Annotated in this window: 13 protein-coding genes; 7 read left to right on the forward strand and 6 right to left on the reverse strand. The window is 71.0% G+C overall.

Annotated elements, in window-relative coordinates; translation table 11 throughout:
* Positions 1-17 precede the first annotated feature (17 nt).
* Entirely contained in the window at positions 18-1,034 is a 1,017-nt protein-coding gene (zapE, locus tag E1P53_RS04660) for a cell division protein ZapE (RefSeq protein ID WP_131733595.1), read from the reverse strand.
* Between the two features lie 35 nt (positions 1,035-1,069).
* On the opposite strand from zapE, the gene E1P53_RS04665 reads away from it, so the two are divergent.
* The 4 genes from E1P53_RS04665 (at position 1,070) to msrB (ending at position 5,378) form a co-directional block, all read left to right on the forward strand.
* A complete protein-coding gene (locus tag E1P53_RS04665; protein WP_131733596.1) occupies positions 1,070-1,876 on the forward strand; it encodes a dihydrofolate reductase family protein in 807 nt (268 codons plus the stop codon).
* Positions 1,877-1,894: 18 nt separating this feature from the next.
* Complete coding sequence (locus E1P53_RS04670) at positions 1,895-3,478, forward strand: alpha/beta hydrolase (RefSeq protein ID WP_131733597.1); 1,584 nt, start codon at positions 1,895-1,897, stop codon at positions 3,476-3,478.
* Between the two features lie 99 nt (positions 3,479-3,577).
* On the forward strand, positions 3,578-4,849 hold the full coding sequence (locus tag E1P53_RS04675) for a glycosyltransferase family 87 protein (protein ID WP_006899135.1): 1,272 nt from the start codon (positions 3,578-3,580) through the stop codon (positions 4,847-4,849).
* An 88-nt stretch (positions 4,850-4,937) separates the two neighbouring features.
* A complete protein-coding gene (msrB, locus tag E1P53_RS04680) occupies positions 4,938-5,378 on the forward strand; it encodes a peptide-methionine (R)-S-oxide reductase MsrB (protein WP_131733598.1) in 441 nt (146 codons plus the stop codon).
* 78 nt (positions 5,379-5,456) lie between these two features.
* Here msrB and E1P53_RS04685 read toward each other — a convergent pair whose 3' ends face one another.
* From E1P53_RS04685 to hemE, 4 genes are all read right to left on the reverse strand, one after another.
* Positions 5,457-6,011, reverse strand: coding sequence for a hypothetical protein (locus E1P53_RS04685; protein WP_131733599.1), 555 nt, complete (start codon positions 6,009-6,011; stop codon positions 5,457-5,459).
* A gap of 291 nt (positions 6,012-6,302) precedes the next feature.
* Positions 6,303-6,998: a hydrogen peroxide-dependent heme synthase gene (gene hemQ / locus E1P53_RS04690; RefSeq protein WP_006899138.1), complete on the reverse strand. Its 696-nt coding sequence runs from the start codon at positions 6,996-6,998 to the stop codon at positions 6,303-6,305.
* 48 nt (positions 6,999-7,046) lie between these two features.
* A complete protein-coding gene (gene hemG / locus E1P53_RS04695) occupies positions 7,047-8,447 on the reverse strand; it encodes a protoporphyrinogen oxidase (RefSeq protein WP_131733600.1) in 1,401 nt (466 codons plus the stop codon).
* Positions 8,447-9,508, reverse strand: a complete 1,062-nt coding sequence (hemE, locus tag E1P53_RS04700; protein ID WP_131733601.1) for a uroporphyrinogen decarboxylase — start codon at positions 9,506-9,508, stop codon at positions 8,447-8,449. The genes hemG and hemE overlap by 1 nt, the downstream gene beginning before the upstream one ends.
* A 154-nt stretch (positions 9,509-9,662) precedes the next feature.
* Between hemE and E1P53_RS04705 the strand changes: the two genes are divergently transcribed.
* From E1P53_RS04705 to E1P53_RS04715, 3 genes are all read left to right on the forward strand, one after another.
* On the forward strand, positions 9,663-10,292 hold the full coding sequence (locus tag E1P53_RS04705; RefSeq protein ID WP_131733602.1) for a DUF3000 domain-containing protein: 630 nt from the start codon (positions 9,663-9,665) through the stop codon (positions 10,290-10,292).
* 5 nt (positions 10,293-10,297) lie between these two features.
* Positions 10,298-11,587 (forward strand): HRDC domain-containing protein, encoded by a 1,290-nt coding sequence (locus E1P53_RS04710; RefSeq protein WP_131733603.1) that lies wholly within the window; start codon positions 10,298-10,300, stop codon positions 11,585-11,587.
* 67 nt (positions 11,588-11,654) lie between these two features.
* Positions 11,655-12,083 carry a type II toxin-antitoxin system Rv0910 family toxin gene (locus E1P53_RS04715; RefSeq protein WP_006899143.1) on the forward strand — a complete coding sequence of 143 codons (429 nt, stop codon included), beginning with the start codon at positions 11,655-11,657 and terminating at the stop codon, positions 12,081-12,083.
* 74 nt (positions 12,084-12,157) lie between these two features.
* On the opposite strand, the gene dxs is transcribed toward E1P53_RS04715, so the two are convergent.
* Positions 12,158-14,128 carry a 1-deoxy-D-xylulose-5-phosphate synthase gene (gene dxs, locus E1P53_RS04720; RefSeq protein ID WP_131733604.1) on the reverse strand — a complete coding sequence of 657 codons (1,971 nt, stop codon included), beginning with the start codon at positions 14,126-14,128 and terminating at the stop codon, positions 12,158-12,160.
* Positions 14,129-14,268 lie beyond the last annotated feature (140 nt).

Below are 14,268 nucleotides of genomic sequence, written 5' to 3' on the forward strand. Positions count from 1 at the left end.
ATCGGTCCGGACTGCCCTCAGACCGCCGTCTCGGCGAAACGGGAGAGTGCGAGCAGGCGCGAGGTGGCGCGCAGGTACTTCTTGCGGTAGCCGCCCGCGAGCATCTCCTCGGTGAAGATCTCGTCGAGCTTGGCGCCCGACACCGTGACCGGGATGTTCGCGTCGTAGAGACGGTCGGCGAGCACCACGAGGCGCAGCGCCACCGACTGGTCCTCGGCCGGGTGCACACCGGTGATGCACACCAGCGAGACGCCGTCGACGAGATCCTTGTACTTCGACGGGTGCAGCCTGCTGAGGTGCTCGCACAGCGCTTCGAAGTCGTCGAGCGTCGCGCCCTCGGTGTTCTCGGCGATCTCGACCAGCTCGGCGTCGGCGCGCGGGTCCGGGGCCGGCGGCAGGTCGCGGTGACGATAGTCGGGGCCGTCGACGCGGATCGTCTCGAACACCGACGACAGCTTGCGGATCTCGCGCAGGAAGTCCTGGGCCGCGAAGCGTCCCTCGCCCAGCTGGCCGGGCAGCGTGTTCGACGTGGCGGCGACGTTCACGCCGGCGGCGGTGAGCTCGGTGAGCAGGCGCGAGACCAGCATGGTGTCGCCCCGGTCGTCGAGCTCGAACTCGTCGATGCACAGCACGGTGTGCTTGGACAGCCGCTCGACGGCGTTGGTGAAGCCCAGCGCACCCACCACGTGGGTGACCTCGACGAACGTCGCGAACGACTTGGGCTCGGGCATCGAGTGGTAGATCGAGGCGAGCAGATGGGTCTTGCCGACGCCGAACCCGCCGTCGAGGTAAAGGCCGACGCCCTGCGTCGGTGTCTTGCGGCCGAACAGGCCCTTCCGCTTGCCCGAACGCGCCTTCGAGGCCCTCTCCACGAATTCGCGCGCCTTGGCCACCGCCGCGGCCTGGGTCGGCTCGTTCGGGTCCGGGATGTAGGAGTCGAAGCTCACGTCATCGAAGGTGGACGGGGGAACCATCTCATCGATGAGTGCATCCGCCGAGGTCGCAGGATTGCGATCGCAAAGTCGAGCCGCCATGAGTGGAGCCTAACCACCCGGGGAATGATGGACCCATGTTCCACCTGCACAAAGCGACCCAGGTCACACCCGACGAGGGCGAATCGGAGACGCTGCGGCAGCTCTCGCGGCAGTACCCCTACCCGCCTCGGGCGGCTGAGGGGCCGGGCGCCCGGACGCCCTACGTGCGCGCCAACATGGTGGCCTCGATCGACGGCGCGGTCACGGTCGAGGGCCGCTCGGGCGGGCTCGGCGGCCCCGGCGACAAGGCGGTGTTCCGGACGCTGCGCGGACTCGCCGACGTCATCCTGGTGGGGGCCGGGACCGCGATCACCGAGGGCTACCGCCTGCCCGAGCCCGACGCCGTGTTCGCCGAGCTCCGCGCCGGCAACGGTCAGTCACCCGCCCCGGCGCTGGCCCTGGTGTCGCGCTCGTTGTCGATCCCGCCCGACTACGCACCACTCACCCACGAGAACACCGTCGTGCTGACCTGTGCAGCGGCGCCTGCGGATCGGCGTGCGGCGCTGCTCGACGCCGGGGCGACCCTCGTCGACTGCGGAGACGACACGGTCGACACCGAGGAGATCATCGCCGAGTGCGGACGCCGGGAATGGCCACGCGTGCTGTGCGAGGGCGGCCCCCACCTGCTCGGAGCCGTCGTCGCCGCCGACCTGCTGGACGAGCTGTGCCTGACCACCAGCCCGATCCTCGCCGGAGGCGACGCCGGTCGCATCGTGGCGGACACGCGGGCCGACGGTGCCGGCCTAGCGTCGAGAGGGATGACCCCGGCGGCGATCATGACCGACGACGACGGCTTCGTCTTCACCCGCTGGGTGCGCCACGACCGCTCGTCGATCCACTGAGCAGATACCCTCGCGGTCATGCGTAGAGCGCGCGCCGTCAAGGCGTCATTGCCCGGGGCACTGATGGGTGCGATCGTCGCGATGGTCGTGTCGTCGTGCGCGGTGGGCCCCGACCCCGGCCCCGACCTCGTCCCCGGCGGCGGCAAGGGCGCCGGTTCGGTGCCGTCCTCGTCGGCGCCGGACCCCGCGCCGACCCTGACCGCACCCGCCACCGATCTCGAGTGGACCGAATGCGCGGGCACCACGGCCCAGCGCTACGCCGTCGGGCGTCCGGCGGACGTGACGATCGAGTGCGCCGAATACCGCTCCCCGATCGACCGCGACAAGCCGGACGGCGAGGCGCTGACCATCGCCGTGACCCGCGCGCGGACCGCCGAGACGCCCGCCGACGCGGCGCCGCTCGTGCTGACCTCCGGTTCGGACATGCCGTCCTCGCGCACCCTGATGGTGCTGGCGTCGGGCCGGGGCCGGGCGATCCTGGACACCCATCCGGTGGTCGCCGTCGACCACCGCGGCATCCCGCTGTCCGGCGACGTCGACTGCATGACGCGCGAGGAGCGCGCGACGATCGCGAGCAACGGCCTCACCCCGCGCGGCGCGTCCACCCAGGCACGCATCTCCCGGCTGGCGTCGGCCGCCTCGTCGGCGTCGGACGGATGCACCGAGACGCTGACGCCGTACCAGCTCAACTTCTCCGCGGGGTTCGCCGCGTCGGATCTGGAGACCCTGCGCAGCAGGTGGGGCGTCGAACACCTCGGCCTCATCGGCGTCGGCGAGGGCTCCGACGTCGTGCTGGCCTACGCATCGCTCTACGGCGGCCGCGCCGGGCGCATCATCCTCGACACCCCCACGCCGTTCGGGGCCAACGCCCGCGACCGCGCCCAGCTCCGCGCCCAGGGCGTGCAGACCGCGCTGCAGGGCTTCGCACAGCGGTGCTCGACGCTCGACGGCTGCCCGCTCGGCACCAACGGCGTCGGCGTGATGAACAGCGTGCTGACCAAGGCCCGGGCCGGTCGCCTGGACGGGCTCTCCGACACCTCGGCGCTCAACGCCATCACCACCACCCTGGCCCTGGCCCCCGACCGTCCCGACGCGCTCCTCGACCTCGCCCGCGCCATCTCCGCCGCCGACTCCGGGAACACCGCCGCCCTGGTGCGGCTGGCCGAACGAGCCGACGCGCTGCGCCTTCCCGACGGCGCGATCGTGTCGCGCTGCAACGACGTCACCGGGCCGGTCGGCCAGAACGAGGTACCGGGTCTGGTCGACGCCTGGTCCAAGCAGAGTTCGCTGACCGGATCGGACTCCGCGCTGTCGCTGGTGCGGTGCAACGGCTGGGCGGCGGGCACCGCCGTGCGGGCGCCGTCCTCGCTGCCCGCCGACCCGCTGGTCCTCAACGGCACCCGCGACCCGATCAACGGCGGCCTGGGCGCGAACGCACTGGCTCCGGTCTTCCTGAACGCCTCCGCGGAGCCGGTCACGGTCAGCTGGGACGGGCTCGGCTACTCGGTCCTCGCCCGCAGCGACTGCGCCGCCGGCGTGGTCGCCGAGTACGTCGCGAAGGCGCCGCTGGGCGGTCCGACGCAGCGGGGCTGCCCCGCCTGATCCCGCGGGCCGTCGCACGAGGCCGGAAACCGGCGCGCAGCACGCCGACGCCCCGGGGTTCTACCCAGCGCGTGAGGCGACTCGTAGTACGGTGCGCGGGTGGCCAATCTCGACAGGTACCTCTATCCCCAGATGAGTGCGCAGCGGATCATCCCGATGATCCTGTGGCCGGTCAGTCTGCTGATGGTCGTGCACCGTTCGGTGTTCCTGGGTGTGAACGGCGACCGCACCGACGACTTCAAGCCGGTGTACGCCGCGGCCTACAACTTCCTCAACAACCTGCCCGTCTACGGCGAGAACTACGACACCGTCGACCCGCATTACCTGTACCCGCCCTCGGGGACACTGCTGATGTCGCCGGTGGCGGTCATCGACTACGAACGTGCCCGGTGGGCGTTCATCGCGGTCAGCGTCGTGGCACTGCTGATCTGCGCGTACCTGCTCACCCGGATGTTCGGATACCGGCTGAACTCGTGGGTGATGCCGACGGTGCTGTTCGTGTTCTTCTTCACCGAGTCGGTCTCCCACACGCTCATCTTCACGAACTTCAACTCGTTCGTGCTGCTGGGCATGCTCGCGTTCCTGATGCTGATGCGGTCGCGCCACGACTGGTGGGCCGGCGTGCCGATGGGACTCACGCTGGCGGTGAAGCCCGTGCTCGCGCCGCTGATGCTGCTCCCCCTGCTCAACCGGCAGTGGCGGGTCTTCGCGTTCGCGATCATCGTCCCACTGGTGCTGACCGCGGTCGCGTGGCCGCTGTCGGTCGACGCCGAGGACTTCATCGCCCGGACCGTCCCCTACCTCGGTGAGGCTCGCGACTACTACAACAGCTCGATCGCCGGCAACGGCGCCTACTTCGGCGTCGACCCGTGGCTCATCCTGCTGCTGCGCATCGCCTTCGTCGCGATGGCCGCGTTCTCGCTGTGGTTCCTCTACCGCTACTACCGCACCACCAACGAGCTGCTGTGGATGACGACGTCGTCGGGCGTGCTCCTGTGCACGACCTTCCTCGTCGGGTCGCTGGGCCAGGGCTACTACTCGATGCTGCTGTTCCCGCTTCTCATGACCGTGCTGCTGCCGGGATCGGCGATGCGCAACTGGCCGGCCTGGCTCGGCGTCTACGGCTGCATGACCTTCGACAGCTTCTACTCCGAACGCTGGACCTCGTTCGGTTGGATGGTCGAGTACAACAAGGTGACCTACGGCTGGTCGCTGCTGATGATCGCGGTCTTCTGCTCGCTGCTGTTCCGGTGGTTGGACATGCGCGCCGACGGCGTCGCCGACGGGCAGTTGCGGCCGGCCCCGACGACCGCCCGTCCGGCGGCCGAGCCCCGGAACACCGACGACGCCTCGCTGTCGCTGTCGAAGTAGGGCCACCGCCGCGCGCCACCGGGCGGTCGGCCGCAGCGTCGTCCGGCACCTGCCGAGCAGCCACCGCGCTCCGCGCTACCGTGGTCTCATGACCGACAGCAAGCCCGACACCGACACCACCACGCCCGAGAACCTCGCGAACCTCTCCGAGGAAGAGTGGCGCAAGCGCCTCACCCCCGCGGAGTACCGGGTACTGCGCCAGGCGGGCACCGAGGCGCCGTTCACCGGCGAGTACACCGACACCAAGACCGTCGGCGTGTACCGCTGTCGGGCCTGCGACGCCGAACTGTTCCGCAGCGAGACGAAGTTCGACTCGCACTGCGGCTGGCCGTCGTTCTTCTCCCCGCTGGCCGGCGACCGGGTCATCGAGCGCGAGGACAACTCGCTGGGCATGAAGCGCGTCGAGGTGCTGTGCGCCAACTGCAAGAGCCACCTCGGCCACGTGTTCGCCGGCGAGGGCTACGGCACTCCCACCGACCTGCGCTACTGCATCAACTCGATCAGTCTTCGACTCGAACCGGCCGAGTAGACGCGAGAAGGCCTCCGGGCGAGCGCATCCCGTGCGGGAACGCCACTCGCTCGGAGGCCTTCGAGCCGGCCGCCGGACCTACGGCTGGTTCTGTTCCTTCTCCTTGTCGGCCTGTTCCTGCTTCTCTCGATCGGCCTTTTCCTTCTCGGCCTTCTCTTTCTCGGCCTGTTCGGCCTTTTCCTTCTCGGCCTTTTCGCGCTCTTCGCGCTCCTTCTGCGCCTGCTCTTCCTTGAGCCTGTCCGGGTCCTTCTCGTCCTTCGGCGGGGTGTCCACGCTGCCGGGGCTGCCCGAATCCTTGGGGTCGTCATCGGGCTGCGAGATGCTCACCTCGTGCTCGCCGATCGGACCGTCGTCGGCGTCGCCTCCTCCTGACGCATCCCCGCCGCCGCCACCTCCGGACGGCGCGACGCTCACCATCGAGAGCTCCGGCGACTCACTCTCGACCGCCCCGGACCCGGCGTCGCCGTACTCACCCGGCATCGTCGAGATCACCGGAGGCGCACAGGGCGCCCACTGCCCGTTCGGGAGTTGCATGAGACAGGGCTTGGCATCGGCGACGCCGACACCTCCGACGAGTGCTGCCGAGAACAGGAGCGCCGCGCCGATTCGGCCGGCCGGGGCGATACGGGTCATCTGAGGGCCTCCGCGTTGTGGGAACGGCGCGAGCGTCTCACCCGAGACCGCGCCGGTGGCCTCTACAATTAACAGAGTCAGTCATGTCGGACAATACGAACGATTGACCAAGGCAACTGTGCCACAACGGGAAACACGCACCGAAGCAGCGCACCGATCGGCACCGACATGAGCAACGCTCACGAAATCCGTTCTCGCTCACCCGTTTCGGGTGAGCGAGAACGGAATCGGCAAGCGACTCGACGACCGCCGCATATGTGACGGATCGGAGACCCGGGCCACCCGGACCGATCAGGGCAGCGCGTCGATCAGCGCCGACACCTCGACGCGGGGGCCGGTGAAGAACGGGGTCTCCTCGCGAACGTGGCGACGCGCCTCGGTGGCCCGCAGGTCGCGCATGAGGTCGACGATGCGATGCAGCTCCGGCGCCTCGAAGGCCAGCAGCCACTCGTAGTCGCCGAGCGCGAACGACGCCACGGTGTTGGCACGGACGTCCTTGTACTCGCGGGCGGCCATGCCGTGGTCGGCGAGCATCTTGCGACGCTCCTCGTCGGGCAGCAGGTACCAGTCGTAGGACCGGACGAACGGGTACACGCAGACGTAGTTGCCGGGCTCCTCGCCGGCGAGGAAGGCCGGGATGTGGCTCTTGTTGAACTCCGCCGGCCGGTGCAGCGCAACGTTGGACCAGACCGCGTCGGCGGCACGACCGAGCAGCGTCTCGCGACGGAAGCGCTGGTAGGCGGCCTGGATCGCCTCGACCTCGGCCGCGTGCCACCAGATCATGAAGTCGGCGTCGGCGCGCAGGCCCGAGACGTCGTAGACGCCGCGAACCACCACGCCGGAGTCCTCGAGGGACTTGAAGAAGTCGGCGGCATCCGATTTCACCTGGTCACGGTCGTCACCGAGTTCGCCGGGGCGCACGGCGAACACCGAGAACATGACGTAGCGGATCGTGGAGTTGAGTTCTGCATAATCCAAGCGGGCCATGCTCACATCGTGCCACCGCACCCGCCGGCCGATGCAGTCAGGTCGGGCTCACGCGAGGTCGGCGAGCAGCGCCGACACGGCACGTCCGGCCTGCGCGATGCACGCCGGGACACCGACGCCGCTGTACGACGACCCGGCCAGGGCGAGGCGGCGCGGGCAGGCGCCGAGCGCCGCCTCCATCGCGGCCAGATGCCCCGATCGGTAGACGGGCAGGCCGTCGGTCCACCGCTGGACGTAGGTGTCGACGACCCGCGAGGACAACGGTTCCACGCCGGCTGCACCGCAGACCCGGTCGAGGTCGGCGAGCGCCTCGGTGCGCAACCTGTCGTCGACGCCGGGTTGGGTGTCCGCATCCGGCACCGGCGCGCCGAACCGGCCGAACGACGCGCGCACCGAGACCGGCGCGTCGTCGTGCGAGAGATGTCCCCACTTCTGCGAGCTGAGCGTGAAGGCCTTGGCGCGCAGGCCCTCCCCCGTCGCCACGAGCACGCCGGAGTGTTCGGGAAGCCGTGTGCCGGGTTCGAGTGCGATCGAGACCACCACCGACGAGGCGCCCTGCACCGCGGCGAGGCGGCCGGCCAGATCGGGCTCGGCGGCACCGAGCGTCCGCGCCGCGTCCCAGGCCGGGATCGCGAGGATCACGCCGTCGTAATCGCGCTCTCCCCCGTCCCCGGTCGAGAGGCGCCAGCCGGTCGCGGCGCGCTCGAGTCCGGTGACGGCGCAACCGATCTCGGGTTCGACCCCGGCGGCCGCGACGAGCGCGTCGAGCAGCACGCGGTAGCCGCCGACGAGCGTGCAGAAGACCGGGCCGGAGCCCGTGGCTGCGGTGATGAGCGCGTTGACCGCCTCGGTGAGACTCGTCGCGCCGGCGTCGAGCCTCGCCGCGAGTGCGGGCAGCGCCTCGCGCAGGCCGATGTCGCCGGCCAGGCTGGAGTACACGCCGCCGAGCATCGGGTCGACGCTGCGGGCGACCACCGACTCGCCGAAACGGTCGGCGACCAGCTCGCCGACGGTCGGCTCGGCCGAGGTGTCCCAGGTCAGGGCACGCTGGGGCTCGGTGCGGACCAGATCGAGGTCGGCGGGCTCGACGAGGCCGGCGACGGCCTCGGGCGCGGCGGGGATGCCCATCAGCGCGGGTGCGGGCAGCGGATGCAGGCGGTCGCCCGACCACACCGCGGGGCGGCGTCCGGTGGGCGACACCACCCGATCGGCCAACCCCAACTCGGTCACCAGACCGAGCGCCTCGGGCCGACGGACGATGAACGCCTCGGCACCCACGTCGACCGACAGTCCACCGACGGTGGCGGTGTGTAGGATGCCGCCGATCCGGTCGGAGGCCTCCAGGACGTCGATGCGCGCAGCGGCGCCCAGGTGCTGTCGCAGACGGTAGGCGGCCGTGAGGCCGGAGACGCCTGCGCCGACGACCGCGATGCGCACCCCGCCGGACATCAGATGCTGTGGACCAGTTCGACGACGCGGGTGAGCACGTCGGGGTCGGTGGCGGGCAGGACGCCGTGGCCGAGGTTGAAGATGTGGCCGACGGCGCCGGCCGCGATCGCGCGCTCGCCGTCGGCGACGACGCGGCGGACCTCGCGCTCGACGACCTCCGGGCCCGCGAAGAGCAGGGTCGGGTCGAGGTTGCCCTGCACGGCCTTGCCGGGGCCGACCCGGCGGGCCGCCTCGTCGAGCGGGACGCGCCAGTCGACGCCGATGACGTCGGCGCCCGCGTGGGCCATCGGAGCGAGCAACTCGCCCGTGCCGACGCCGAAGTGGATTCGGGGGACGCCGTAGTGGGCGATCTCGGCCAGCACGCGGGTGCTGTGCGGGGCGACGTAGGTCTCGTAGTCGGCGGCCGACAGCATGCCCGCCCAGGAGTCGAACAGCTGGATGGCGTCGACGCCGGCGTCGAGCTGCACCTGCAGGAACGCGATGGTGATGTCGGCCAGGCGGCCCATCAGTTTCGACCACGTCTGCGGGTCGCCGTGCATCATCGCCTTGGTGCGCTCGTAGTTGCGGCTCGGACCGCCCTCGATGAGGTACGACGCGAGGGTGAACGGCGCTCCGGCGAAACCGATCAGCGCCGCGTCGTCGAGCTGTTCGAGCAGCAGGCGCACGCCGTGGGCGATGGCGCCCACCGCGGCCGGCTCCAGGCGCGGGATGCGGTCGACGTCGGCGGGGGTGCGGACCGGTTCGGCGATCACCGGGCCGGTGCCCGCGACGATGTCGAGGTCGATGCCCGCGGCCTTGAGCGGGACGACGATGTCGGAGAACAGGATCGCCGCGTCGACGTCATGGCGGCGGACCGGCTGCATGGTGATCTCGCAGACGAGCTCCGGATCGAAGCACGACTCAAGCATGCCGTGGTTCGCGCGGATGGCGCGGTACTCCGGCAACGACCGACCGGCCTGCCGCATGAACCACACCGGTCGGCGTGACGGGGTCCCACCCGTGGCGGCCGCGACGAGCGGCAGGTGCGACCGATGAACTCGGGTACCAATTGCGTTCGACATCACCGATCACTCTGCCATGTTCGGCGGTGAGGGCCGCCCCGACCCGTCCGACTCCGGCCCGAATCGTCCGATTCCACTCCTGCGTCCCCACCACTGGGGCCTCGGATCGGCGCGCCTCCGCCGCAGCCAGGCGATACACACCTACGGTCGAACGGTGACTTCTTCGGGAGCTCCGGACGAGCCTGCTGATTTCCGCGCTGCGGTGGAGTCGCTCCACGCTGCCCGGGTCCGCCGTGAGATCGAGGTCGGACCCATCCGCCCGCCGCAGCGCCTCGCACCGTACAGCTACGCCGTGGGCGCCGAGGTACGCCCGCCCGACGACGCCGACATCGTCCCCACCGATTCCCAGGGTTCGGCCTTCGGCCGCCTCATCCTGCTCTACGACCCCGCCGGGCAGGACGCCTGGAACGGCACGATCCGCCTCGTCGCCTACCTGCAGGCCGAGGTCGAGGCCGCGCTGGCCATGGACCCGCTGCTGCCCGAGGTCGCGTGGAGCTGGCTGTCGGACGCGCTCGGCGTCCCGGTCGGCGAGAGCGCCACGCCGGAGGAATCGTCGAGCCGAGTCGTGGTCACCGCCCTCGGCGGCACCGTCACCTCGACCACCTCCGTCCGTTACGGCGACATCGCCGGGCCGCCGCGCGCCCACCAGCTCGAGGTGCGCGCCAGCTGGACCGCGCTGTCCTCCCAGGGCCTCGACGGCCACCTCGAGGCGTTCTGCGACGTGCTGGCCTCCGCCGCCGGACTCCCGCCGGCAGGCGTGACCCAGCTGGGCACCACCACGTGAGCGCGGTGAACACCTCCGGGGAGCCGACGCCCGACGACCCGGAGGTCGAACCGCTGCTCACCCCGGCCGACGGGGTGCCGCCGGTGTTGTCGACGGCCGAGGAGTTCGCCGACGCCGCAGACGCGCTCGCCGCCGGCGAGGGCCCCATCGCCGTCGACACCGAGCGGGCGTCCGGGTACCGGTATTCGCAGCGTGCCTATCTCATCCAGATCAAGCGCCGCGGAGCGGGCAGCTTCTTGCTCGACCCGATCGCCGACCCCGACGCGCTGGCGCCGGTCATCGAGGCGCTGCGCGGCCCCGAATGGGTCCTGCACGCCGCCGACCAGGATCTCCCCTGCCTCCGCGAACTCGGTTTCGTCTGCGTCGAGCTCTACGACACCGAACTCGCCGGACGCCTCCTCGGGCTCAGCAAGGTCAACCTCGCGGCGATGGTCGCCCAGTTCCTCGGCCTCGGCCTGGTGAAGGGGCACGGGGCCGCCGACTGGTCGCGCCGCCCGCTTCCCGACGACTGGCTCAACTACGCCGCCCTCGACGTCGAGGTACTGGTCGAGCTGCGCGACGCGATGGACGCCGCGCTCGTCGAGGCCGGCAAGGATCGTTGGGCCCGCGAGGAGTTCGCCTACATCCTGTCGCGCCCGCCGGCCCCGCCGCGGACCGACCGCTGGCGCAAGACCTCGAACATCCACACGGTGAAGTCGGCGCGCGCGCTCGCCGCGGTACGTGAGTTGTGGACCGCCCGTGAGCAATTGGCCGAGCGACGCGACATCGCCCCGGGCCGGGTGCTGCCCGATGCCGCGATCGTCAACGCCGCGACCGCCGACCCGAAGACGAGTGCCGAGCTGACCCGGCTCTCGGTGTTCGGCGGCCCGCGGCAACGGCGTCAGGCCGGGGTCTGGCTCAACGCGCTCAAGCGTGCCCGCGAGCTCCCCGAGAGCGAGCTGCCCTCCAAGAAGACCGGTGGATCCGGCCTGCCCCCGGTGAACCGGTGGGAGCAGCGCAACCCCGAGGCCGCCGCGCGGATGCAGCGGATCCGCCCGGCACTGAAGGAGATCGCCGAGGAGAACAACCTGCCGGTGGAGAACCTCCTGGCGCCCGACCTCGTCCGGCAGCTGGCCTGGGACGGCATCTCCGGGCCGGTCACCGTCGAGGCGGTCGACGCGCACCTCGCGGCCGCGGGTGCCCGCTCATGGCAGCGCTCGCTCACCGCGGAAGCCCTGGCAGAGGCACTGGACGGGGCTCCGGAGGGCGCCGGGACGACCGACGGGACGTACGGGGCGACGGACTCTTCCGAGTAACCGGGCGGGGTTCTGGGTACGAGACGCGACAGAACCCCGATCACCCGAGAGAACAGGGAGAAACCCCGTGGCCACAGTCTCCGTCGGCATCGACTCCGACCTCGAGCCCGCCGAGGCGTGGGCCCTCGCCAGCGACCTGTCGCGCTTCGACGAGTGGATGACGATCTTCGGCGGCTGGAAGTCCCCCGTGCCCGAGACGCTCGGCGAGGGGACGACGATCTCGTCGCTGATCAAGGTCAAGGGATTCCGCAACGTCATCCACTGGACCATCACCGACTACGACGAGCCGAGGCTCATCGCGCTGTCCGGAAAGGGTCGCGGCGGCGTGCACATCGACCTGGCGATGAAGGTCGACGACATCGCCGACGGATCGCGCTTCGACCTGTCGGCCGACATCTCCGGAGGTCTGCTCAACGGGCCGGTCGGCCGACTCGTCGCCAAGGTCCTCGAGTCCGACGTGCACCGGTCGATCTCGAATCTGGCCGCGCTGCACTGACTTCCGCACGGAGCAGGCCCGGGCCCGTCGGTCCGGGCCGCCGCATCCCGGTCCGCGCTGCGGCCGGAGAACCGTCAGTCCTGACCCGGCGCCTCGGCGGGCGTCTCGACCGCGCTCCGGTCGGATGCGTCCTCGGCCCCCATGCCGGGCGTGGCGTGCATGCCCGCGACCGTCGCGGTGATCGAGCGGGCGACGTCCTGGGCGGTGAGCCCGAGGTCCGAGAGGATCTCGCCGCGCGAGGCGTGCGGGATGAACTCCTGCGGGATGCCCTTGATCTGGACCGGGACGGTCACCTCGGCCGCCGACAGCGCCCCGGCGACCGCCGAACCGACGCCGCCGTTGACGCAGCCGTCCTCGAGCGTGACGACGAGACGATGGTTGCGGGCCACCTCGACCACCGAGGCCGGGACGGGCAGGACCCAGCGGGGGTCGACGACGGTCGCGTCGATCCCCTGCTGCGCCAGGCGTTCGGCGGTGTCGACGGCCAGCGCGCAGAACGCGCCGACCGCGACGATGAGCACGTCGCCGCCGGCCGGACCGGCCTGGCGGTCGGCGCGATGCAGCACGTCCACCCCGTCGTCGAGCCGTTCGACGGCCCGGATGTCCTCGGGCACCGCGCCCTTGGAGAAACGCAACGCGGTGGGACCGTCGTCGACGGCGAGCGCCTCGTCGAACTCCTCACGCAGGCGCACCGCGTCACGGGGCGCGGCGACGCGCAGCCCCGGGACCATGGACATCAGCGACAGGTCCCACATGCCGTGGTGGCTGGGGCCGTCGGGGCCGGTGATGCCGGAGCGGTCGAGCACCACGGTGACCGGCTGCTCGAGCAGCGCGACGTCCATCAGCAACTGGTCGAAGGCGCGGTTGAGGAAGGTCGAGTAGATCGCGACGACCGGGTGCAGGCCGCCGAGGGCGAGGCCGGCGGCCGACGTCATGGCGTGCTGCTCGGCGATGCCGACGTCGAAGAAGCGGTCGGGGTAGCGCTCGCAGAACGGGGTGAGACCCGTCGGGCCGGGCATGGCCGCGGTGATGGCGACGACGTCGGGACGGTTCGCGCCCGCCTCGAGCAGTGCCGCGGAGAAGATCGAGGTCCAATCCTGCGGCGCCACGCTGGTCGGCCGGCCGGTCACCGGGTCGATGATGCCGGTGGCATGCATCTGGTCGGCCTCGTGGTTCTCGGCGTGCGCGTACCCCATCCCCTTTCTGGTGACGGTGTGCACGATGACCGGGCCGCCGTAGTCGTGGGCGTTGCGCAGCGCCGTCTCGACCGCACCGATGTCGTGCCCGTCGACCGGGCCGACGTACTTCAGGCCGAGATCGGTGAACATCGCCTGCGGGCTCAGCAGGTCCTTGAGGCCGCTCTTCATGCCGTGCAGGACTGCGTAGGCGGGCTCGCCGACCACCGGGACCTGCTTGACCACGCGGCGGCTCTCGTCGAGGAACCGCTCGTATCCGGGCTGCAGGCGCAGACCGGAGAGGTGACGCGCGAGTCCGCCGATGGTCGGGGCGTAGGAGCGGCCGTTGTCGTTGACGACGATGACGATCGGGCGGTTGGCGGCGGCGATGTTGTTGATCGCCTCCCAGCACATGCCGCCGGTGAGGGCGCCGTCGCCGACCACCGCGACCACGGTGCGGTCGCCCTGGCCGGTCAGCTCGAAGGACTTCGCCAGACCGTCGGCGTAGGACAGCGCCGCCGACGCGTGGGAGGACTCCACCCAGTCGTGCTCGGACTCGGCCCGCTCCTGGTACCCGGTGAGGCCGCCGCGCTGGCGCAGGTGGTCGAAGCCGTCCTTGCGTCCGGTGACGATCTTGTGGACGTAGCACTGGTGCCCGGTGTCGAAGATGATCGGGTCGTGCGGCGAGTCGAAGACGCGGTGGATGCCCAGCGTGAGCTCGACGACGCCGAGGTTCGGCCCGAGGTGCCCGCCGGTCGCCGCCACCTTCTCGATCAGGAAGGCCCGGATCTCGGCGGCCAGGGTCTTCATCTCCGTCTCCGACAGGGACCGGAGATCGGCCGGCGAGTTGATCCGGTCGAGCACACCCATCGTTTCCTCCATCGCGTGACGCACCCGGGTGGAATCCCGGTCCGAAACCGGCGGGGTCGATCCCCCGGTTCATAACCCGTCAGTCTACGGAAGCATTCGGACCCGTCCCGCGTCGCGGATGGCCCTCCGCCGCCCCGACC

It is taken from the genome of Gordonia paraffinivorans (assembly GCF_900683595.1).
In the GTDB taxonomy this organism is placed as follows: Bacteria; Actinomycetota; Actinomycetes; order Mycobacteriales; family Mycobacteriaceae; genus Gordonia; species Gordonia paraffinivorans.

What these genes read in the sequence shown, in the direction of transcription:
- zapE (WP_131733595.1), bottom strand. Translation starts at nt 1,034, where the DNA reads ATGGCGGCTCGACTTTGCGATCGCAATCCTGCGACCTCGGCGGATGCA.
- E1P53_RS04665 (WP_131733596.1), top strand. Translation starts at nt 1,070, where the DNA reads ATGTTCCACCTGCACAAAGCGACCCAGGTCACACCCGACGAGGGCGAA.
- E1P53_RS04670 (WP_131733597.1), top strand. Translation starts at nt 1,895, where the DNA reads ATGCGTAGAGCGCGCGCCGTCAAGGCGTCATTGCCCGGGGCACTGATG.
- msrB (WP_131733598.1), top strand. Translation starts at nt 4,938, where the DNA reads ATGACCGACAGCAAGCCCGACACCGACACCACCACGCCCGAGAACCTC.
- E1P53_RS04685 (WP_131733599.1), bottom strand. Translation starts at nt 6,011, where the DNA reads ATGACCCGTATCGCCCCGGCCGGCCGAATCGGCGCGGCGCTCCTGTTC.
- hemQ (WP_006899138.1), bottom strand. Translation starts at nt 6,998, where the DNA reads ATGGCCCGCTTGGATTATGCAGAACTCAACTCCACGATCCGCTACGTC.
- hemG (WP_131733600.1), bottom strand. Translation starts at nt 8,447, where the DNA reads ATGTCCGGCGGGGTGCGCATCGCGGTCGTCGGCGCAGGCGTCTCCGGC.
- hemE (WP_131733601.1), bottom strand. Translation starts at nt 9,508, where the DNA reads ATGTCGAACGCAATTGGTACCCGAGTTCATCGGTCGCACCTGCCGCTC.
- dxs (WP_131733604.1), bottom strand. Translation starts at nt 14,128, where the DNA reads ATGGGTGTGCTCGACCGGATCAACTCGCCGGCCGATCTCCGGTCCCTG.